Origin of the sequence: Amycolatopsis sp. NPDC049868, from assembly GCF_044461365.1 — a bacterium.
Classification (GTDB): domain Bacteria; phylum Actinomycetota; class Actinomycetes; order Mycobacteriales; family Pseudonocardiaceae; genus Amycolatopsis.
In genome coordinates this window covers 92663-113590 of the sequence record NZ_JBITKV010000014.1, presented here as the reverse complement: position 1 = coordinate 113590, position 20928 = coordinate 92663, and the positions used below count along the sequence as shown (strand labels likewise).

Annotated in this window: 20 protein-coding genes; 9 read left to right on the top strand and 11 right to left on the bottom strand. The window is 67.7% G+C overall.

Annotated elements, in window-relative coordinates:
• Positions 1-57: 57 nt before the first annotated feature.
• Positions 58-1065, bottom strand: a complete 1008-nt coding sequence (locus tag ACIBTM_RS38630) for a hypothetical protein (protein ID WP_395882095.1) — start codon at positions 1063-1065, stop codon at positions 58-60.
• Positions 1066-1336: 271 nt separating this feature from the next.
• On the opposite strand from ACIBTM_RS38630, the gene ACIBTM_RS38625 reads away from it, so the two are divergent.
• The 3 genes from ACIBTM_RS38625 to ACIBTM_RS38615 are packed head-to-tail and all read left to right on the top strand — an operon-like array spanning position 1337 to position 4352.
• A complete protein-coding gene (locus tag ACIBTM_RS38625) occupies positions 1337-2533 on the top strand; it encodes an AI-2E family transporter (RefSeq protein WP_395882094.1) in 1197 nt (398 codons plus the stop codon).
• Complete coding sequence (macS, locus tag ACIBTM_RS38620) at positions 2530-3696, top strand: MacS family sensor histidine kinase (protein ID WP_395882093.1); 1167 nt, start codon at positions 2530-2532, stop codon at positions 3694-3696. Before ACIBTM_RS38625 ends, macS begins: the two co-directional genes overlap by 4 nt.
• A complete protein-coding gene (locus ACIBTM_RS38615; RefSeq protein WP_395882092.1) occupies positions 3693-4352 on the top strand; it encodes a response regulator in 660 nt (219 codons plus the stop codon). Before macS ends, ACIBTM_RS38615 begins: the two co-directional genes overlap by 4 nt.
• Here ACIBTM_RS38615 and ACIBTM_RS38610 read toward each other — a convergent pair whose 3' ends face one another.
• The gene (locus tag ACIBTM_RS38610) at positions 4353-5252 is read right to left on the bottom strand and encodes a hypothetical protein (RefSeq protein ID WP_395882091.1); all 900 of its coding nucleotides are present in this window, start codon (positions 5250-5252) and stop codon (positions 4353-4355) included. It abuts the gene before it with no gap.
• A 216-nt stretch (positions 5253-5468) separates the two neighbouring features.
• Between ACIBTM_RS38610 and ACIBTM_RS38605 the strand changes: the two genes are divergently transcribed.
• Positions 5469-6131 (top strand): DUF1707 domain-containing protein, encoded by a 663-nt coding sequence (locus ACIBTM_RS38605; RefSeq protein ID WP_395882090.1) that lies wholly within the window; start codon positions 5469-5471, stop codon positions 6129-6131.
• Here ACIBTM_RS38605 and ACIBTM_RS38600 read toward each other — a convergent pair.
• From ACIBTM_RS38600 to ACIBTM_RS38565, 8 genes are all read right to left on the bottom strand, one after another.
• Complete coding sequence (locus ACIBTM_RS38600; protein ID WP_395882089.1) at positions 6128-7546, bottom strand: MFS transporter; 1419 nt, start codon at positions 7544-7546, stop codon at positions 6128-6130. The two genes, ACIBTM_RS38605 and ACIBTM_RS38600, sit on opposite strands and share 4 nt — an antisense overlap.
• A gap of 105 nt (positions 7547-7651) precedes the next feature.
• Positions 7652-9286 carry a phosphoenolpyruvate--protein phosphotransferase gene (gene ptsP, locus ACIBTM_RS38595; RefSeq protein WP_395882088.1) on the bottom strand — a complete coding sequence of 545 codons (1635 nt, stop codon included), beginning with the start codon at positions 9284-9286 and terminating at the stop codon, positions 7652-7654.
• A gap of 56 nt (positions 9287-9342) precedes the next feature.
• The gene (locus ACIBTM_RS38590) at positions 9343-10203 is read right to left on the bottom strand and encodes a ribokinase (protein ID WP_395882087.1); all 861 of its coding nucleotides are present in this window, start codon (positions 10201-10203) and stop codon (positions 9343-9345) included.
• 316 nt (positions 10204-10519) lie between these two features.
• Positions 10520-11665 carry a hypothetical protein gene (locus ACIBTM_RS38585; RefSeq protein ID WP_395882086.1) on the bottom strand — a complete coding sequence of 382 codons (1146 nt, stop codon included), beginning with the start codon at positions 11663-11665 and terminating at the stop codon, positions 10520-10522.
• Position 11666: 1 nt separating this feature from the next.
• A complete protein-coding gene (locus tag ACIBTM_RS38580; RefSeq protein ID WP_395882085.1) occupies positions 11667-14039 on the bottom strand; it encodes a hypothetical protein in 2373 nt (790 codons plus the stop codon).
• A 28-nt stretch (positions 14040-14067) separates the two neighbouring features.
• The gene (locus ACIBTM_RS38575) at positions 14068-15168 is read right to left on the bottom strand and encodes a hypothetical protein (RefSeq protein WP_395882084.1); all 1101 of its coding nucleotides are present in this window, start codon (positions 15166-15168) and stop codon (positions 14068-14070) included.
• A 2-nt stretch (positions 15169-15170) separates the two neighbouring features.
• Positions 15171-15473 (bottom strand): hypothetical protein, encoded by a 303-nt coding sequence (locus ACIBTM_RS38570; protein WP_016338319.1) that lies wholly within the window; start codon positions 15471-15473, stop codon positions 15171-15173.
• A 26-nt stretch (positions 15474-15499) separates the two neighbouring features.
• Positions 15500-16048, bottom strand: coding sequence for a YbaB/EbfC family nucleoid-associated protein (locus ACIBTM_RS38565; RefSeq protein WP_395882083.1), 549 nt, complete (start codon positions 16046-16048; stop codon positions 15500-15502).
• Between the two features lie 190 nt (positions 16049-16238).
• On the opposite strand from ACIBTM_RS38565, the gene ACIBTM_RS38560 reads away from it, so the two are divergent.
• From ACIBTM_RS38560 to ACIBTM_RS38540, 5 genes are all read left to right on the top strand, one after another.
• Positions 16239-16610 carry a hypothetical protein gene (locus ACIBTM_RS38560; RefSeq protein ID WP_395882082.1) on the top strand — a complete coding sequence of 124 codons (372 nt, stop codon included), beginning with the start codon at positions 16239-16241 and terminating at the stop codon, positions 16608-16610.
• A 79-nt stretch (positions 16611-16689) separates the two neighbouring features.
• Positions 16690-18057, top strand: coding sequence for a hypothetical protein (locus ACIBTM_RS38555; protein WP_395882081.1), 1368 nt, complete (start codon positions 16690-16692; stop codon positions 18055-18057).
• A gap of 2 nt (positions 18058-18059) precedes the next feature.
• Complete coding sequence (locus ACIBTM_RS38550; RefSeq protein WP_395882080.1) at positions 18060-18815, top strand: ESX secretion-associated protein EspG; 756 nt, start codon at positions 18060-18062, stop codon at positions 18813-18815.
• Between the two features lie 10 nt (positions 18816-18825).
• Positions 18826-19224, top strand: a complete 399-nt coding sequence (locus ACIBTM_RS38545) for a hypothetical protein (protein ID WP_395882079.1) — start codon at positions 18826-18828, stop codon at positions 19222-19224.
• A 32-nt stretch (positions 19225-19256) separates the two neighbouring features.
• Positions 19257-19850: a DUF3558 domain-containing protein gene (locus tag ACIBTM_RS38540; protein ID WP_395882078.1), complete on the top strand. Its 594-nt coding sequence runs from the start codon at positions 19257-19259 to the stop codon at positions 19848-19850.
• Here ACIBTM_RS38540 and ACIBTM_RS38535 read toward each other — a convergent pair.
• Positions 19834-20925, bottom strand: coding sequence for a hypothetical protein (locus ACIBTM_RS38535; RefSeq protein WP_395882077.1), 1092 nt, complete (start codon positions 20923-20925; stop codon positions 19834-19836). The two genes, ACIBTM_RS38540 and ACIBTM_RS38535, sit on opposite strands and share 17 nt — an antisense overlap.
• Positions 20926-20928: the final 3 nt, after the last annotated feature.

Below are 20928 nucleotides of genomic sequence, written 5' to 3'. Positions count from 1 at the left end.
GCCAAGCCCGGAATCGGGAGGCGTGAGGCGCGTCGGCTACCCCGCGGAGGGAGGTGTTCAGTCGGGAGTGACGCCGGGCTGCGAGCCCGGGGTGAGCGGCATGTACCGCGTGCCTGCCAGCGCGTAGCCGGTCAGGGAACGCTCGACGGCGGCGGCGACCCAGGCGGGAACGCCGTGGGTCAGGCCGTCGAGGTGACCACCGGGGGCGGAGCCGCCGGGGACAGTCGGGAAGGAAGGCGCGGAGGGAAGCGGCGCCGGGGTGATCGGACGCGGGAGGTCACCACGGTGACCGTCACGCGCCGGAGCGTCCTCGACCTGATCGAAGGCATCGTGCGACTGCGCGAAGGCCGGCATCGGGAGGACGGTCTCGGAGGAAGCGGGGAACTGCGTCGTGGCCAGCTGCGCGAAGTCGGTGATCTGCTCACCGGCGCCGATGGTGTCCAGCGGGGACTCCGGGTCGACCGGGCTTCCGCCGACCGGGAGTTCCGGGACGAGGTCGCCGTGACCGTTCGGGTCGAGGAGGTCCCAGACCTTGCTGCCGAAGTCGGGCGACGGGGCGAAGGTCTCGTCCAGCACCTGGCGGGTGTCCTGCGGCTTGCGCACGATGTGCTCGACGGCGCCGAGGGTCCGCTTGACCGGGGTGACCACCGAGTTGTCCGCGAAGTCGGTGACCGCGTCGCTGACGCGGGTGGAGACCTCGTGCCGGTCGGCGCGGATGTCGCCGCAGTGGTGCTTCGCGGACGCGGACCCGTCTTCGCCCGGCATGGACCACGTCGTGGCGTCCTGCTGGGTGTCGCCGCACATCGCTCCGGCGACATCGCCGGCGAACTTCGAGGTGCCACCGGAAACGTCGGTCAAACCCGCCGCAGTGGCGTCGGTGACCGGAGTGACGCTGGTTTCGGGAGCGGAGACCACCGGCGCGACGTCCGCGGAAGCGGAAGCGCCGGAAACGGCCCACGCCGCGGCGGAACCGGCGACGGCACCACCGAGCACGAACAGCGCACGCGAAGCGAGACGGCCGAAGCGCACAGCGCCCCGCCTCTCGTTCTTCGCCGCGTTCGTCACTCGGTCTCCTGTCGCTTCGGTTCGTGGTTGCGGGACCGAGGTAAGCAAAGTGCGGATGGCTTGCGCGAGTTTGAAAGGCCTTGATGGCACGATCGTGTGAAGAACACACGGTGTAACCCGAAATCACGATCGGTGATCAAGCCTGGCGGGGCCCGGTTACTCCCGAGTCGATCCACCGGCGATGTGTCAAGCGTCGCATCGGGCGAATTCGACCCGTGCGCGTTGCCCGGAATGCTCAGGAAACGTCGTCTCGGACCGATACGGTGTGCCCGTGAGCGAGCCCCAGCGCAAGCAGCCGGAATTCGACCCGGCGAACCCGTTCCTCTCCGAGTCGACCGAAGACGTCACCAACCTGGTTCCCCGCGGCCTGCGGATCGGTGCGGCGTTGTCGTGGCGCTTCATCGTGGTGATCGCGGCGCTCTACGTCGTCGTGTTCCTCATCGGCTATCTGTCGGTGGTCGTGATCCCGCTGTCGATCGCGCTGCTGCTCGCCGCGCTGCTCGCGCCGGCGGTCTCCAAGCTGACGACGCTGAGATTCCCGCGCGGGCTGGCGGCCGGGATAGTGCTGATCGCCGGTCTCGCGGTGCTCGGCGGGCTGCTGACGTTCGTCGTCGCGCAGTTCTCCTCCGGCCTGCCGGAACTGCAGAAACAGCTGACGGAGAGCCTCAACCAGATCAAGGTCTGGCTCATCGACGGGCCGCTGCACCTGCGCCAGGAGCAGATCCAGGAGTTCATCAACCAGGCGATCAGCTTCCTGCAGAACAACCAGGCGTCGATCACCACCACCGCGCTCACCACCGCGGGCACGGTCGGCGAGATCGTCACCGGTTTCATCCTGACGCTGTTCATCCTCATCTTCTTCCTCTCCGGCGGCGACCAGATCTGGACGTTCCTCGTCCGCGGCGTGCCGGGCCGCGTGCGGAACCGGGTCGACGTCGCGGGCCGGCGTGGCTTCGCGTCGCTGGTCAGCTACGTGCGCGCGACGGCGGCGGTGGCCGTGGTCGACGCGGTCGGCATCGGCATCGGCCTGGCGATCGTCGGCGTGCCGCTGGTGATCCCGCTGGCGACGCTGGTGTTCCTCGGCGCCTTCATCCCGATCATCGGCGCGGTGATCGCGGGCGCGGTCGCGGTGCTGATCGCGCTGGTGACGAAGGGCGTCGTCGGCGCGCTGATCGTGCTGGCCATCGTCATCGGCGTCATGCAGCTGGAGAGCCACGTGCTGCAGCCGATCCTGCTCGGCCGCGCGGTGAAGCTGCACCCGCTCGCCGTGGTGCTCGCGATCACCGCCGGTCTCGTCGCCGCCGGGATCGCCGGCGCGCTGCTGTCGGTGCCGCTGCTCGCGGTGCTCAACGCCGGTATCCGGTCCCTGCTGCACGAACACGATCCCGATCCGGCCGAGATCGACGTCCTGCGGGATCAGGCGGCGCAGCCGAACGATCCCGGGGAAGAGGCCGAAGCGAAGTCATGACCGAGCCCCCGCTCTGGCGCGCCGTTTCGGCGCTCGGCACGCGGGACCCGGCCACTCCGCTGTGGCGCGGGGTGATCGTGCTCCGCGTGACGACGCTGCTCTTCGCACTCGGCTCGTTCATCGTCCATTACGACGGCTACGCGAATAAGTGGCTCGCGTGGACGTCGTTCGGCGTGATGACGCTGTGGACGGTGCTGAGCAGCGTGTTCTACGCGCGGCCGTCGAGCCGCTGGCCGTGGCTGGTCGGCGTCGATCTCGCGCTGACCGCCGCTCTCATGGTCACCTCGGCGTGGATCCTGACCACCGCGCAGTTCGACGCCAACACCCCGCTCATCACGACGGTGTGGGCGGCGGTCCCGCCCGCGGCCGCCGGGACGCGGTTCGGCGCGCTCGGCGGGGTGCTGGCCGGGCTGGTGGTCTCGGTGGTCACCGGGCTGGTGCGCTGGCGGTTCGACGTCGACGTCGCGCGGGACGGCTTCCTGCTCACCGCGAGCGGGTTCGTGATCGGGCTGGCCGCGACCATGGCCCGCCGGTCGGCGGACGCGCTGACCAGGGCGTTGCGCATGGAGGCCGCGACAGCGGAACGGGAGCGGCTCGCCCGCTCGATCCACGACAGCGTCCTCCAGGTGCTCGCCCGGGTGCGCAAACGCGGCGCCGAATTCGGCGGGGAGGCCGCCGAACTGGCGAAACTGGCCGGTGAGCAGGAGATCGCGCTGCGGGCACTGGTCACCACCGAGCCGACGCATCCGAGCGAGAACGGGACCACCGACCTCCGGTCCGCGCTGCAGCTGCTCGCGACGCCGTCCGTGCAGGTCTCGACGCCCGCGGGCGAAGTCCAGCTGCCCGAACACGTGACCGCGGAGCTGGTGGCCGTGGCGCGCGAGGCGCTGTCGAACGTCGAGAAGCACGCGGGGGAGGACGCGCACGCCTGGGTGCTGCTGGAGGACCTCGGCACCGAGGTCGTGGTCAGCGTCCGCGACGACGGGCCGGGAATCGCGCCCGGTGTCTTGGAACGCGCGGCGGCCGAGGGACATCTAGGTATCGCGGAGTCCATCAAAGGGCGGGTGCGGGATCTGGGCGGAAGCGTCGCCCTGGACACCGCGCCCGGCCAGGGCACGGAATGGGAAGTCAAGGTTCCAGTGGCGGCGAGGGGAAAGCGATGACCGAAGCGCCTCAGGTCTCGGTGATGGTGGTCGACGACCATCCGATGTGGCGGGACGGCGTCGCGCGCGACCTGGCCGAGCACGGTTTCGACGTGAAGGCCACCGCGCCGGACGCGCCCGCCGCGGTGCGGATCGCGCGCACGGTCCGGCCGGACGTCGTGCTGATGGACCTCAATCTCGGCGACACGTCGGGCGTCGACGCCACCCGCGAGATCACCGCGGAACTGCCGTCGACGAAGGTGCTAGTGCTGTCCGCGAGCGGCGAGCACAGCGATGTCCTCGAAGCGGTCAAGGCCGGGGCGTCGGGGTACCTGGTGAAGTCGGCCTCGGCGAGTGAGCTGGTGGACGCGGTCAAGCGGACCGCGGCGGGCGACCCGGTGTTCACCGCCGGACTCGCCGGACTCGTCCTCGGCGAGTACCGCCGGATGGCCGACGCCCCGGACGACGGGCCCGCGCCGCCGCGGCTGACCGAACGCGAGACCGACGTCCTGCGCCTGGTCGCGAAGGGGATGACGGCGCGGCAGATCGCCGAGAAACTCGTGCTCTCGCATCGGACGGTGGAGAACCACGTCCAGTCGACACTGCGCAAACTCCAGCTGCACAACCGCGTCGAACTCGCCCGGTACGCCATCGAGCACGGGTTGGACGAGGAATAGTCAGCCCTGGGCGATGGCCACCACCCGCTGGTTCCGCTCGGCGGGCAACGCGGTTTTGACGACCGTCCACTGTGGCCGGTCGAGCCGCCAGCTCGCGACGACGTCCGTGGCGAGCACCAGGTCGTCGCTCTCGGTCCATTCGATCACGGCCCGTTTGAGTTCGGTGGCGATCGGCATCGAGGGCGCGCGTGTCCAGGTCAGCGTGTCGAGCGCGAGCACCCAGATGTCGGCGGTCTGCGTGGCCGTCCCCGCCCAGGCCGGGTCGCCGAACAGCACGGCGACCCGGTAGCCGTCGCGGCTCGGCACCACCGGCCCCGGTTTGCCGTTGGCCACCGGCCGCTTGACCGGTGTGCGCTGGTTGTTCCGCAGGTCGAGCACGGAGAACTCGGTCAGCTCGGCCAGCAGCATCCGGTCCTTGGTGATCGCCAGTACCCGGGGGAACTGGCGCACGGCGCGGCCGGTGGCGGGGTCGATCAGCACGTCCTCGGCGGTGGCCGTCCCGGTGTTCACCGTGATCAGCAGGCCCTGCGGTACCTCCTGGCGCACCGCCATCGTGCAGCTCGCCGGACGGCCGCGCCCGCGCTCGACGCCGAGCAAGGAGACGTATTGGAGGCGGCACAGGTCGTCGCCGTCGTCGCGGATCAGCCAGACGCCGCTTTCGTCGGCGGCCGGGGCGACACTGCGGGCCTTGCCGAGCTTCCAAGGCTGGTTCTGGGGATCGCCGTAGACGAGCACCTCGGACGGCTCCAGGCAGGACGGCCCGCAGCGGCCGGCCGACAGCACGACCGGGAACTTGCCGACCCGGATGACGTCGTTGACCCGGTCACCGGCCGGAGCACCGGGCAGCGGAGTGGTGGCACCGGTGGCGGGATCGAGCATCGACGGCGGGGACGTGGCCATGACCAGGCGGAACCCTGAGTAGTCCACCGGTATGCCTTCGAGTTTCGACGCCGGTGGGGCCGTCGGTACCGGAACGGCCCCCGGCGGGTCCGCTTCGACGGTGCATCCGGTCAGCAGCAGGACAGCCGCCAGCAGGGCGGCACAGGGAAGAAATGCGGGTCTGTTCAGGGTATTTCCCCGATCTCGCGCGTGAGAATCGGTTCTACCATTCCTGGCATGGGCGAGGAAGAGCAGCCGGCGACCGAAACCAAGCCGTTGACCGGACGGGACATCCGGGTCTCCGACGCGGAACGCGAGCATGTCGTCGAGGTCCTGCAGAAGGCGATCGGCCTCGGGCTGCTGAACCTCGACGAGTTCACCGAACGGACCGACCGCGCCCTCGCCGCCAAGACCCGCGGTGAGCTGAACGCGGTGCTCACGGATCTGCCTGGCCTGGTGCACCCCGAAGCGGGGATGGTGCCGCGACAGCAGCAGAACCCGTGGGCGCCGCCGCGGCAGCACGCCTACGCGCAGGCGTCCGGGCAGGTCATGGAGCTCAACGGCAAGTACTCGGCGTTGCAGCGCAACGGGAACTGGCTGGTCCCCGAGGCGATGGTGATCCGGAACAAGTACGGCGCCACGAAACTGGACTTCTCCCAGGCCGAGATCCGGTATCCGGTGGTGCACATCGAACTGCAGGCCAAATGGGGGCCGGTGGAGATCACCATCCCCGAGAACGGCGCCGTCGACACCAACTCGATCACCGACATCAAATTCGGCAACCTCGACGACCGGACGCGATCGAACGGCCGCCCCGGCACGCCCCGGTTCGTCATCACCGGGCGCGTGCACGGGGGGTCGCTGATCATCAAGTACCCGCGGCGGGGCTTCTTCGGTTAGGCGCCGACCGGGCGCACGTGGCGGAGGTGCCGGAGCACGAAGTAGGCGACCGCGGCCAGCACCAGCGCGGCCAGCCCGGACACCGCGTGCATCCCGCTGGCGAACGCGTCGTGCGCGGGGACGGCGTCGGCGAGCCGGGACCGGGTGACGGCGTTGCCCAGCGTCCCGACGGTCGCGATACCCAGCGCGTAGCCGAATTCGTTGCCGGTCTGCGAAAGCGAGGCCGCCGAACCGGCCTTCTCCGGCGGCACCGAGCCGACGACCAGATCCGTGCCCAGGGTGATCAGCGGACCGCCGCACAGGCAGGTGATGGCGAAGGCGATCGACGGGATCACCGGACCGGCGCCCGCCTCGACCTGCGTCAGCAACAGGAACCCCGCGATCGCACCGGCCAGCCCGGTGGCGATCAAGGTCGCGGGGCGGACGCGACGGGCGAGGATCGGGGCGGCCAGGAAGCCGACCGTCGAAGCCAGCATCCCGGGCAGCAGCGCCAGCGCGGCACCGACCGGGGAAAGCTCCAGCACGATCTGGAAGAACTGCGCGACGAAGAGCATGGTCGTCCCGCCGAGCATCGAAAAGGCGCACATCCCGCCCAGCGCCGTCGAGAACGCGGGGCCGCGGAACAGCGTCAGGTCGATCAGCGGGTCCCGCAGGGTGCGCTGGCGCCGCACGAACACCGCGCCGAAGCCGAGACCGATCAGGAGCGAGGCCACCGGAACCACGTGCACACCGTCGCGGGCGAGTTCCTTGATGCCGTAGACCGCGGGCAGGATCGTGACCAGTGAAAGCGCGACGCTCACGAGGTCGAGACGGCCGGCGTTCTCGTTGCGGTACTCGGGCAGGAGCTTCGGGCCGACGGCGAGCAGCAGGACCATCGCGGGGACACCGAGCAGGAACACCGAACCCCACCAGAAGTGCTCCAGCAGCACGCCGCCGACCATCGGGCCCACGATCGCGCCGACGGTGAAGCAACCGGCCCAGATGCCGATCGCGAGCGAACGCTGACGGCTGTCGGAGAACAGGTTGCTGATCAGGGCGAGCGTCGACGGCGCCAGCGTCGCACCGGCGATCCCGAGGAGCGCGCGGGCGGCGATGAGCATCAGCGCGGTGGTCGAGAACGCGGCCAGCACGGAGGCCAGCCCGAACGCCGTGGCGCCGATGAGCAGCAGTTTCCGGCGGCCGATGCGGTCGCCGAGGGTGCCCATGGTGACCATGAACCCGGCGATCATGAAGCCGTAGACGTCCATGATCCACAGCTGCTGGGTGCTGTCGGCGCCGAGGCTCTGGCTGAGCTTCGGCAGCGCGAGGATCAGCACGAACACGTCGAGGGAGACCAGGAAGGTGGGCAGGGCCAGCACGGCCAGCCCGACCCATTCCCGGCGTCCAGCCCGCGTCGAGGTCATGGTGGTCGTCATGGTCCGGTCCTTTCGTCGCTTCGGTGTCTTTCACCTAGGCGTCGAAGTGGTGAACCGGATTTCGACATGCCCCCCGATCCTTTTTTGGGGAGCGGGGGACCTTTGCTACCGCTCCGCGGCGGCTTGCCTTGCGGAGACCGGGTCCGGTGTGGCCAGTACCGCGTCAGCCAGTGCCTCGCATTCGGCCAGCGTCGTGGCCGCCAGGCTCGCGCCGACCGCGCGCACGGCGGGTGCGTTCATCGAGAGGCTGGTCAGGCCGAGGCCGGTCAGCACCAGCGCGAGCCTCGGATCGGCTGCGGCCTCACCGCAGACTCCGGCGGGCTTGCCGGTGTCCTTCGCGGCCTGGCCGATGACCTTGAGCAGGCGCAGCAGGCCGGGCTGCCACGGGTCGTTGAGCTTGGCGACGGCGCCGAGCTGGCGATCCGCGGCGAAGGTGTACTGCGCGAGGTCGTTGGTGCCGACGGAGACGAAGTCGACCACGTCGAGGATCTCGCGGGCGGTCAGCGCGGCGGCCGGGATCTCGATCATCACACCCGCGCGGGCGATTCCGGCGGCGCGGACGCGCTCGGCGAACCAGGCGGCCTCGGCGGCGGTGGCGACCATCGGGGCCATCACCGAAACCTCGGCGCCGGAGTCCTGCGCGGCACCCGCGATGGCCTCGAGCTGGCGGTCGAGGATCTCGGGACGGTCGAAAGCGACACGAAGGCCGCGTACGCCGAGCGCCGGGTTGGGCTCGTCCTCGGGCTCCAGGAACGCGAGGGGTTTGTCCGCTCCCGCGTCGAGGGTGCGGACGATGACCGGCTTGCCGCGGAACGGCGTGAGCACGGCGGTGTAGGCCTTGCGCTGCTCTTCGACGCTCGGCTCGGAAGAGGCGTCGAGGTAGCAGAACTCGGTGCGGAAGAGGCCGACGCCTTCCGCGCCCGCCTCGGCGGCGGCCTGGGCGTCGGTGGCGGAACCGACGTTGCCGAGCACCTTCACCCGGTGCCCGTCGGAGGTCGCGCCGGTGCCGTCCCACTCGATCGCGCCGATCTTGGCGGCCGCGACGACTTCGGCGTTCGGGTCCGCGACCTCGACGACGCCGGTGTCGCCGTCCACCGCAAGCGCTTGCGCGTCGAGCGCGAGGATCCCGCGGATCGCGACGACGGCGGGAATGCCGAGCGCGCGGGCGAGGATCGCGGTGTGGCTCGTGGGGCCGCCCTCTTCGGTGACGAGCGCGAGCACCTTGTCCGGGTCGAGGCCCGCGGTGTCGGCGGGCGCGAGGTCGCGGGCGACGAGCACGCTCGGCGACGCCAGGTCGGGAACGCCGGGAGGCGCGATGCCGAGCAGTTCGGCGATGAGCCTGTCGCGCACGTCGAGGACGTCGCGAGCCCGCTCGGCCATGTAGCCGCCCGCGGCCGCGAGCGCGTCGGCGAATTTCCCCGCCGCCTGGTGCACCGCACGCGGCGCGGGCAGGTTCTGCTCCTTGACCAGCTGCTCCGCCGAGGAGACGAGCGCCGGGTCGGCCGCCATCGCCGCGGTGGTGATGAGGATCGTCGCGGCCTCACCTGACGCCGTCTCGGCGAGCTTCTCGAGCCTGCCCGCCACGATCTGTGCGGCCGGGGCGATCCGGGCCGCCTCGGCGGCGGGATCGGCCGGTGCCGGCGTGCTCGCGGGTTCACCGAGCGGTTCGGCGACCCGGACGACAGGACCGCTCGCGCGGCCGGGACTGACGGCGACCCCGGACAGTGACTCAGACGGCATGGTCTAGACCATATCTCATAGGCGGCGTGACCTGGCTCATAGCCATCAGCAGACCATCATTCCAGTTCGGACGCCAGTGGATACGAGGGCTGCGCACCCTGGCGGGTCACAGTGATCGCCGCCACCCTCACCGCCTTGCGCGCCGCATCGGCCAACTCCTCGCCCTTCGCGAGCGAAGTGGCGAGCGCCCCCGCGAAAGCATCACCGGCGCCCGTCGTGTCGACGGCCTCGACCTTCGGCGACGGCACCTCCGTCACCCCGTCCGCCGTCACCACCGCCGCCCCCTTCGCGCCGAGCGTCACGACCGCGGCCTTCGGGCCGAGGTCGAGCAGCTTGGGGAAATCCGCCTCGCCACCGAGCAGGAAGGCGGCCTCGTGCTCGTTGACCAGCAACACATCGAGCCCCTGAAGCGTCTTCGCGGAAAGCTCCGCGGCGGGCGACAGGTTCAGCAGCGTCTTCACATGGTGTTCAACGGCTTTCGCGACGGCGTGCTCGACGGTTTCGAGCGGGATCTCCAGCGACAGCACCACGATCTCGGCGCCGTCGAGGTCGACGTCCTCGGGCCGCAAGGCGGAATTGGCGCCGGGCGAGACGAGGATCGAGTTCTCGCCGTCCGGCGTGACCGTGATGTACGCGATCCCGGTCGGGCGCTCACTCGTGCGCAACGAGCCCGTGTCCACCCCGGACTCGGCGAGCGACCGCTTGAGCAACTCCCCGTACGGGTCGTCGCCGACCGCCCCGAGCAACGCGACGTCCGCCCCGAGCCTGGCCGCCGCGACCGCGGTGTTGGCGCCTTTGCCACCCGGTGACAAGATCGTGTCGCCACCGAGTACGGTTTCGCCACCACCAGGTCGCCTATCGACCGGGACGACGAGATCGGCATTGGCGGACCCGATGACCAGCACCTGAGAAGTCATGGAAGAGACCATGCCATGACCAGCAGTTGTCCGGCCGAGCCCCTTCTCCAGGCGAAGATGTGAAGAACTTTGTAACTTTCTCGGCGCGTAGTGCGACAATCAGGCGAGCAGCGGAACGCCGTCACTCTTTCGGGGGACAATCTTCCCCCGGGCGTCACTTCGGCGATCACGCCCGCTCTTGAGATGCGTTGCCGCGTCCAAGCGGTGACGTTGCCCCGATCCCGGCTTCCGCCGGGAAGAGGGCATCGGGTCGCCGGCGTCGATCACGTAGCCCCCCGAGTGATCGGCGCCGGCGGCGCCCCGGTTGACGGGCGCCTCAGCCCGCTACGGCCGTTTCCCGGAACTCCACGCGATCTGATGTCCGCATACTGCTTTCGAACTCACGTCGCGCGTTCACGCTGAACGGGCGCCCCAGCCGATACCAACCACCGGCGAGACTTTCGGACTCGTCGTTGTACGGATCACTTCTGGTCAATTCAGCCAGCTTCGGATGGCGGATCGCGAACATGTCCGATCCCGGCAGGAAGTCCAAGTAGGTGGAGCCATGGTCGACTCCCCACCGCACCGCGTCGATCTCGTGCCACCACACTCCGACGAAGGTGCCGTAGGTCCGGAAGTAGAAGCCGCGAGGTCCTAGTTCCAGCACGACTTTTCTCTTCTTCTCGTGCGTCGCTCCTTCGAAGGCTTCGACCACCATCGCTACCGCAAAGAGCGCGAAGAGCACTACAAGCGCGCAGACGCGAACTGAGCCTTCAGCGGCGGCGGCGATCACCAAGGCCGTGACCTCGATCATCAAGGCCGCGAACCGGAAGATCCCCAGCTTGCGCTTGTCCCATCCGTTGACGTGGATCTTCACCACGTCGTCCACGACGTCAAGAGCTTCCTCGCGGGCCGTGGCCACCACCGGTTCGTCGGGCACGGTCCGCACGGCGGTGTTGTCGTCCTCGATCGCGACGTCGACATGTTTCACGAGAAAGGGCATCAGCAGCTTCACCTCACGATGCCTGAGGTCGACATCGGCCACTTGGAGGTCTCCATCGGGTTCGCGGGCCAATCCAGCGGACAGCGCGTCGAAACCCGATCCCGGGCGAATGACCAGAGTGAAGTCGTCAGATCCGGAACGGTGTGGGGAGTACTCACGAAACTTGAGACTCAGGATGACTTTCGCGATGTCCTCCCACCTGGCGCTCCAGGCCACCACGCCACCCTTGATACGCCTGATTCCCGCACGATCGAAAATCAGTTCGTCAGCGGGAGGGGGCGTCCGGTAGTTACGGAACTCGATGGTTCCGCAGTAGATGAACACGGCGCAGAGGACCCCGGCCACGATGCGCACAGCCAACTGATAGTCGCTGACCACGGCGATCCCCATGACCACGGTCAAGGTGCCGAACAGGATCACCAGCACCAGGTGACCGATGACCCCGGGCGTTCGTGAGATCACCAACCGTTCGTCGGACACGTCATGGTTCCTGTCGCGTCGACGAAGGTTCTGAACCTTCTTCATCGAGATAGCCCGGGTTGTCGATTCCCGGTGAGTCGAAGGCGACTTCCGCGTTTCTCTTGAAGACCGGCCAGATCTCTTTGACGTCCTCCGTCGTCAGTTCCGTCTCCGCGAGGAGGATGTCGCCGTTCTCCTCACGCTTCAATCCCAGCGGTCGCGCCAAGCGCTCACGCGGGTAGTACGCGTCGACGTTCTTCGACGGGCTGAGAACTACGTGAAACACGTCCGTGCCGGCGGCTCGGCGCAGTACGATCTTCTCGATGTCGCTCCAGCGCACAGACCAGCTCCACGTGCGGGACGTCAAGGTCGTCACCGTGATCCAGCGCGGCTTGAGAACCATTTCCCTGATGACCTGGCTCTGATCACGTCGCAGCGAAACGATCGCCGCCGAGAACATCGACAAGCCCAGCAAGCCGGCGACGACACGCACTGCCACCCCGGTGTCCGAGACGACCCCGAAGCCGAGGACCACCGTTGCGGCAAGCGCGATGAAACCGGCGCGCCGCTGTTTGCCGGCATCGAGGACCTTCGAGATCGACAAGCCCTCTTGTGGCGCCGGGTGCGACGCTGTTCCGCCCCTCCATCGCAAGGCGGCGCGTTGGAAGAGACCGAATCCGCCTCGCTTGGTCTTCCGAGCGGGCCAGCGCACCAAGCCGGGCCGCCGGGATTCGACCATGGCCGCGAATCGCTCCGCCTCGGCGGCCGTCATCGTCGGTGTCAGTCGATGACCGAACCTCGATCGGTTCCGGAACATTTCATGCAGGAGAACCACTGCTTCCGCCTCGGCCAAAGCGATATGGGCAGAGAAGCGCCCACCGGCGATATGTTGGTCGAGGATCACTTCGCTGACTTCATCCCATGGCAGGACAAGGGGTTTAGCCTGCTCGGCCGGTTGCTCCAAACCCTCGTCCATCACGGACACTCGAAGCGACTTCGTGGTCTCGCGATGGCGAAACGCGATGGATCCGAGGCAAAAGAGCCCGATCACGAAGACCGCTGCACCGAGAAGCTTCGCGACGCCATCGTCGATCACGGCCTGATCGGCGACAACGAACAGGCCGCCGCCGAAGGTGATCAAGCCGATGCCATTGAGCCCGGACACCAGGACCATGGTGACGAACTTGGTGTTGTCGGGAATCCCGAACCCGACCACATCCGCCGGGAGAGGCCAAAATCCGCGGACCTCGCGCCGCCGGAACACGAACCGGTTCATGACCGCCCGCCGGCCGGTCACCACTACCGCCAGGACGCCTGCCAAAGCCACCACGATGCCGGCGACGACCAGAAACGGCATGCCGCCGCCCAGCGCATCGGCGTTCAAGATCACCGTCGACAAGGTCGAGACGAGAACCACGGACACCGACCACGCGGCGATACCTTTGGCGACCGCCACGGATCGAGACTCCCGGGCGACGACAGCCGTCGCCTGCTGGGGAGCGGAGGCCGGGTCGTCCGAGCGATCGGGCTCGCCCCAACGCACGACGGCGTCGTCGCCGCCGCCGGGATTCTCGAGCCCGAATCCGCCGCGCCGAACTCTCTGATCCCGCCACTCCACCAAACCGGGATTGAATCGCTCGATGGCCGCTTCGGCACGTTCGGCTTCAGCGGGATCCATAGCGGTGGTCATCAGGAATCCGTGCTCGGACTCGTTGGCGAACAACGGCAACAGCTGGTGCCGTCCTCGGTCGTCCGAGATCGCGATGTGAACGTCCACACGGCGACCACCTCGGTGGCGATCGAAGACAAACCCGCCGATGCTCGACCAGGCAACGGTTTTCTGACCTTCTCCGACAGGCTGACTCATGCCGACAGGCGTGAAGGTGATCTCGATCGGCCAAGTGCGGCCGCTGTCACGCGCCCGGCTGATCGCCATCGGGATGAGCGGATAGAGCGCCAGCCCGGCGACGAGGAACGTACCTGCCGACAACGCGGTGAAGCCGCCGCCATCGAGCATCGCCCACCCCGCGGCACCTCCGGCCAGCAGCAAGCCGAGCCCGATCAGGAAAAGCTCCACGGCAACGATGTTCGCCGCGGTACGACCGCCTTCCTCGGTCTCGGGAATGTCGAAGGTGATCGCAGCCTTCTCGGCAACGGTCTTTTCAGGTTTGATCGCACCGAAGGTGAGTGCCTGGACGACGCTCACGAACCCGATCTTCGTGACAACGAGCAACGCGATGATGAACGTTACGAATAGCACCACCCTGACGAAACCGTCGACCTGCGTGTAGCCCGGGTCGTCCGGATCTCGTTGGATCTGGACCAGGGTGTTGGCGCCGACCAGTACGACGGCCAGCGCGAACCAGCCGATCAAACCCCTCAATGCCGTCTTCAACGCACTCCTCGGCTGTCACAGCATTGCGTCACTCCAGCGAACCGGATATGCGCTGCCCACCTTGCTGGTCGAAAATGGGTGCTTCAGAAGATCTGGCGGAAGAGGCCTGCGGAGCAGCGCTGTTCGGACCGACGATCCCGGACTGTTTCGGCTCATCGTCCTTCATGAGCTTGTCGGATTCTTTGCCGACAGCCTTCAAAGTCTCTTTCACCAACGTTTCCGTGTACTTACCGGCATCCCCGAGAGTCGTCGAAACGTTCTCGATCCCCCGGCCGACGGCACCGAGGTTGTTCCAGTTGGCTCGCATCACCCTCGAGGCGGAGTCACCAGCCCTGGACATCGCCTTCCCCACCGGGGCAAGGAGTTCCCTTACCCTGACGAAGGCAGACATGAGTTGCTTGAAGAGCTTGTTCGCCTCGCCGAATGCCTTGGCGAGCTTTTTGACCCACCCCATCGCCTTCTGCGCGTACTGGATGGCTTTGGGTACTCCTTCGGCGGCCAACCCGGCAGGAGCCGCCGGCCCTGGGTATCGCATCAGGATACTGACGAGCTTGGCGAGTGCTTCGGAGATGAGGTCCCGGACCATGGTCCGGACGACGGCCAGAATCGTCTTGCAAAGGCTGACCAACATACCCATCGCGTTGGCGCCGACGGCTAGGCCCGAGTAGAGGTCGGCACGATCCTTCGCGAAGGCACGGTAAGCGTCAGCAGCCGTCCCCTTCCAACCCGCACTGTCGTGATCGACGGTCTTGGAGAGGTCCTCAGCGACCTGTTCGAGTTCCTTGCCCACGTTCTCCCAGGTGCCGATCATGTTGTCGAGCGCGACCTGGTCGCCGACGAGCATGTCGAGAGGGTCCCGGAGGAAGGACACATGCTCGATGACCCAACCGAACCCAGCGCTCAGAAGCGTGCCGATCGGATCGGTCATCAACCCGACAAGTCCCATGGCCCCGTTGGCCAGGTTCGCGAGTCCCTCCGCCCAGTCACCACTGTTGATCTTGGCGGCGGTGTCCCAGAAATCCTGGACGATTCCAGCGCCTTCGAGAGAGCTCTCGTCCGCGGCGGCATCGGTCTTGACCAGTGGGTTGGATGTGCCCGGGCCGGGGCGAATCTCAGCGGTCTCAGGCATCGTCAGTCCTCCAGCTTGAACAGGCCCTTGAAGTCCTCTTCATCCCACTCTTTGACCTTCTGCCAGGTGTGCACCCGTTCCGCATGATCCAAAGACGCCTTCGACGCGGCCACGATCGACTCGAGTGCCTCGACCTGCCCGAGCCCGCAAATGGCGGCCAGAGGAATGCCGACCAAGCCGAAAGCCTCGGGGTTGGCCGTCGTCTCGACGGCCGAACCGACCCGGTTCAATCGGATGCTGATGTCGTCGATCTTCTTGCGATGAGTCTCGAGCTCACCCGGATCGACATGGAAACCTCCGGACATGTTCTTTCCCTCCCTCAAGAACCCGCTCAGCGCAGGAAGTCGCCGCCGGTGAAGTAGTCGTCCTCGTGGTCCGTCTGCTGCCGGCGCGCGGCACGCGGCGGCGCGGGTGTGGCCGGAGGAGCGGGCGGCTTCGGGGCGGGAGGAGGCGGAGGTGCGTCGAGTTCGTCTTCGGCGACGAAGCGGTCGTCCTCGTCCGCTTCCTGGTGACCACCCTCGACGTAGCCCGTCGGTTCGGGTTCCGGGTACTCGTTGTGCAGCTGGTTGACCAGCTCGTTCATCGTTTCGGTGCCCGCGATGGACGGCACGCCGGTCTGCATCGCGCCCGCGAGTTTGCTTTGCGCGCTCTGGACGACGCGGAGGATCTCCTGCGCGAGCGCCGGGTTGTCCCGTACGGAAGGGCCGATCTCCAGGCCGACGAGGTTCCCCGCGTGGTTGACCTTGACCGAGATCTGGCCATCCTTGCTGCGTTCGGACACCGAGACGCTTTCGATCTCGGTTCGCATCTGATTCGCCTTCCGCTGGGCGTCGGCCAGCTTGGCCTCGAAATCAGCGAAGAGCTGCTCAGGGTTCGACACGCGAACCTCCCCTGTTCACGTCGTAGCCATTCGGCGACCGAGTGTGGCATACCCGTCTGACATCGGGGAACGTTTGGCGTACATCCGCACCCCGGTCGTGTGGATCACCACAGTGACCTCCGGTTTTCCCTACCGGATCCGACGGCTTACCCGATGTTTCCGCAGGTCAGCGAGCCCTAACGTGCCCGGTATGACGATTTCGGACTGGAAACGCGCGGTCTACGCGCTTCTCGTGCTTCCGGGGTACCTCGGTGGCGCGAAGGTCCAGCGCGGACTGACGCGGCGCTGGCTCGGGCACGAGAGCGGGTCGCGGCCGCGGTTCGTGGCGGCCTTCGGTCCGAGCGCGGTCGCGTTCCTGCTCGCTTTGCTGCTGTTCTACCTCGTCGGGCGCATCGCGACCTACGGTCTCTTCTGGACCGGGAGCGACCCCGAGGGCACGTGGGGCGGGCCGACGCTGGCGGGAGCGTGGATCGTGCACTTCCTCATCGCGGCCGGGATGGCCGTGCCGATCTTCCTGGTGCTCCGGCCACTTACCAGGCTCCAGGCTCGCCTTCTCGGCTGAAACCCGTCTACCAGGTGTGATCGGCGCGGTATCGTGCGTGAGCGCAAGACATCGACCGATTGGGCCGGGGAGGGCTTCGATGGGTTTGTTCGGGGACGTGTGGGAGGCGGCCACCGGCCTGCTCGGCAAGACCGGTGCGGGTGCCGTGGCCGGTTTCGCCGTGGGCGGGCCGGTCGGCGCGATCGTCGGCGGCATCGTCGCCTCGAACGCGAGTGACGGCTCCGGCGCGGTCAATCAAGGCGGATTGACGCCAAAGCAGCTGCTCGAAGCCGTTGTGAACGGCCCCGGAACGGGCTCATTGGAAGAAGCGCGCCGGGTCGGTGGTGAGCAGGCGCGGAACCAGACCCAGCTGCATGACGGGACCCGCGACGTGATGACGGCGTTGGAGTCCGCCTGGACCGGGGGCGCGGCGGACGCCGCGCGGGCGAAGCTTCAGCCGCTCGCGGACTCCTCCATGTCAGCGTCATCGAGCCTGGAGCGCAATTCGGGGTTGACGCAGACGCAGCTTGATCAATTCGTGTCGCTGAAGAACTCGCTGGACCGCGAAGTCGCCGCCGACCCACCGACCACGGGCACCTACGACGACGTGACGCCGTGGGACACCGACACCGAAGACAAGGTCAATCAGTACAACCAAAAGGCGCAGGCGAATCTCGAGCGCTACAACGCCTACAACGAGCAGTCCACCTCGAACAACGCCGGCCGGACCATCGACTACGGGCAGCTCGGCGCGTTCGACGGCGGGGATTTCAAGGTCGACGACGGCCGGCCCGGTCCTGGCGACGGCGGCAAGGTACGCGGGTTCGACGGGCGCTCGGATTCGGGTGGCGACGGGTACCGGCCGCCTCCGGGCGGGGTGCAACCGCCGCCACCGTCGTCGGGGCCTCCACCGACCGGCCCCGAAACGCCGAACCACCGGCCGTACGAGGTCCCACGCCCGCAGCCGTCCGATCCGGGCTTTCGCCCCGGCCAGTACGACGACGGCACGCGGGCGGCGGGCTATACGCCTCCGCAGCCTTCGTCGTATCCGGGTTACCAGCCGCCGTCCTTCGGCCCCGGTACCGGCGGCGGCACCAACTTCGGCCCTGGTGGTGGCGGAGGTGGTTTCGGACCGGGCTTCGGCCCCGGCACGGGCGGTTTCGGGCCCGGCTCGGGTTCGTCCGGCGGCCCGGGGAGCGGCTCGGCGCCTGGACCCGGTCGCGGCAGTGGGGCGATGACTCCCGGTCAGCCCGGTCAGGTGGCCCGTCCGGGGATGCCCGGTGGCCCCGCCGGAGGCGCGGGCCGGCCCGGCGCACCGGGAATGGGCCCGATGGGCGCCGGTGCGGGCAAGGGAAAGGGCGGCGAGGACGAGGAACACAAGCGTGCCTCTTACCTGCAGGAAGCCGACCCCGACAGTGTCTTCGGCGGCACTGAGACAAAGCCGGTCCCGCCGGTGATCGGGCTCTGATCGTGTTCGAAGCACCCCTGTACCTGCCGAAGACCGTCCTGCTCACCGCGTGGGAGTGGGAGCGCCACGGCACCCCGCCCGCGGTGCTCGGCCCAGACCACCTGTGGCTCGCCGAGGAGACCAAGAAGAAGCTCGACGACGCGGTGCTCGACACCCTCACCGAGCTGAAGCTGGCCTCCGGAGGCGCCCTGACCAGGGAGTTCCGCGACCTCCTCCGTGTGCTGGCCAACGGTCCGCTCCGGTTCACCGCGTGGCTCGGCGACATCGAGTCGGACGAGACCGGGAACATCCTCGTGTCGGCGTCCGGCCGGGACGCGGTCCGGGTGATCCGCCAGGACGAGAAGGTCCGTATCGACGTCATCGACCCCGGCTACGGCGCCGAATCGCTGGTCGACATGCTGCCCCCGGTCGAACCGGCCCGGATCGACCCGGTCAAGATCCCGAAATCCCGCTTCTCGGGCCAGCCGGTCTACGAGGATTCGTACGATCTCGAGGACCCGACCGAAGAACCCGACTACGACCCCTTGCCCTCGGCGCGGGAGCTGATGGCGGCGAAACGAACCGGCGTCCACCAGCTCTACGCGGTCAACAACGGCACCAGGAGCACTCCGCTGACCGTGGTCGACACCGCTCATGCCGGACGCGTCCTCACCTACGTGCTGCCGGGCGAGGACGGCGAACCGCTGGTCAGCTTCGAACCGGGGCGCAGGGATGTCCTGGTCGACGTCCTCTACGCGACCCTGCACGGACTGAGGTAAGGGGATTTCGATGACTTCGTTCTTCGGGGACGTCTGGTTCCAGAACAGTGACACCGTCGTGGGCGGTGGAGCGGCACCGGCCGGTGGCCAGGGCTTCAGCATGAGCGGCGACGAGATGCGCGCCCTGCTCAAGAAGTGCCAGGACCAACGAAAGTTGGTCCGCGAAATGCAAGACACTGCATGGAAACTGCAGCAAGTCATAGCGCCAGGTAATGAGCCTGCGAGCAAGCATGCGGTCTACGGCCCAAACGGAATAAAAGAAACCGGGGTGTACTATGAAGGACACTTGCGGTTCCAAGATAACTACTTCACGGAACTGATCCTCCGACTGGAAAAAGCACTGGGAATGACCGAGGAAACCGACCGGCAAGCAGCCGAAGCAACCAAGAAACGCGGGTCACTCGAATGACTTCACGGCACCAGGTGGCCACTCTCGCACTCATGGCAACCGGCACCCTGCTCCTGGCGGCTTGCGATGGCAACCGCGGCAATCCGACACCTGGTACAAGCACGCCCGCCGCATCGCCAAGCGCGGCGGGCGTCCCGCACAGCGGAGCGCCAGCCGTGCAGAATCCGTTGCCTGCCACAGTGCTCGACGGAAGTCCTTGTGACAGCGCCCTCACCGTTCAGCAACTCGAGTCGTTCCTCGGTGAACCAGATCCCGCCAAGCCCAGCACGGACGCTCTCGGCGCCGCTTGCAGGTGGAATGCCGCGTCCGGCAGTGGCGCAGGATTCACGGTCAGCTACCAAACCAAATCGGATCAAGGTATCAGCCTCGCCTATCAGAGCGTGAAACCGAAAGTAGCTCGCTGGGTGGAACTCACTCCCATCGACGGCTATCCCGCGATTGGGTACGGCGGAAATGCGGCGGGCGACGAGCGGCATTGCGTCGTGGTGGTCGGGGTCTCTGATCAGCTCGCTTACTCGGTTTCTCTCTCCCGAGGAGACAAAGCTGGCCGCGAGGGTAAGGACTCATGTGAACTCGGCCGGGGCGTGGCTGCCGAAGTCCTGAAGAACCTCAAGGGGAGGGCGTAAGCCGCGCATAGACGGCCTCCGCGCCTTTGGTCAGGTTTTCGCGGGTGGTGGCCGGATCGGTCTTCGCGGCGATGAGGCTGATCCGCACCATCGCGCGGCCACTCTGGAAGAGGACCTGGCCGCCGTCGGAGCCGGGAAGGCCACAGCCGGCCTCGCCGATCGGCCTGGGCAGCGGCTCGCCTCGGCTGAAGTCGCAATGCTCGCGAACAGCGGCGATGGCGGCGGTGGGGTTCGGCACGGACAGCACGGTCTGGCTCACGGTGACGCTCGGTGCGATCCCCTCCGAAAGCGCCACCTGACCGGCTCGATCACAGCGCATTTCGACCGTGTTGTACTTCGAACCGGGGGTTTCGCTCAAACTGAACAGATCCTGCTGCAGGCCATCGGTCGGCCGCCCGGTGATCGTGGGGAAGACCTCCGCGGGGAAGGCCGCGCACGGGTCGGCGACGAGGTCGTAAGGCGCGGGGTAGCTGTGCACGGGCATGGACCGCGGGCCTTGGGCGACGTTCCGGCGGATGCCGTCGAGCAGCGCGGTCAAGGCCGCTTCGGGATCGGGGAGCCTGGTGAAGCCGGTAATGCCGAGCTCCAGGATGTTGTAGTCGGTCTGGAGACTCACTCTGATGTCGTCGGTCCCTCGGCGAGCACCGACCTTCAGCACAGCGTCGCGCCAATCCATCCGTCGCGAGAATCGCGAGTGCACGACGTTCAGGCTCACACTCGTGTCGATCTGCTGCGGCGCACCGGACACGGTGACACTGCCGCCGCACGTACTCGCCCACAGACCCGTTCCGGCGAGTTCGGGGCGGTCCCCGTCGGTGGTGCTCAAGCGTTGCCCGCCCTGGAGAAAGCCGTCCTTCAACGCCAGGCCCGCGGCGGCCAGCACCTCACGGGTGAGGACCGCGCAGGCGTTGTGGACGAAACCGCCCTGGAAGGTCGCGGGTGGTTCGGTGCTCGGGGTTTCCTCCAAGATGAAACGCCGGGGTGGCGGAGGCGGGTCGGCGGCGGGCCCGGATCGGGGAACGCAAGCGGCACAGACCAAGGCGGGCACGATCAACAGCAGTACGCGTTTCATCAAGCT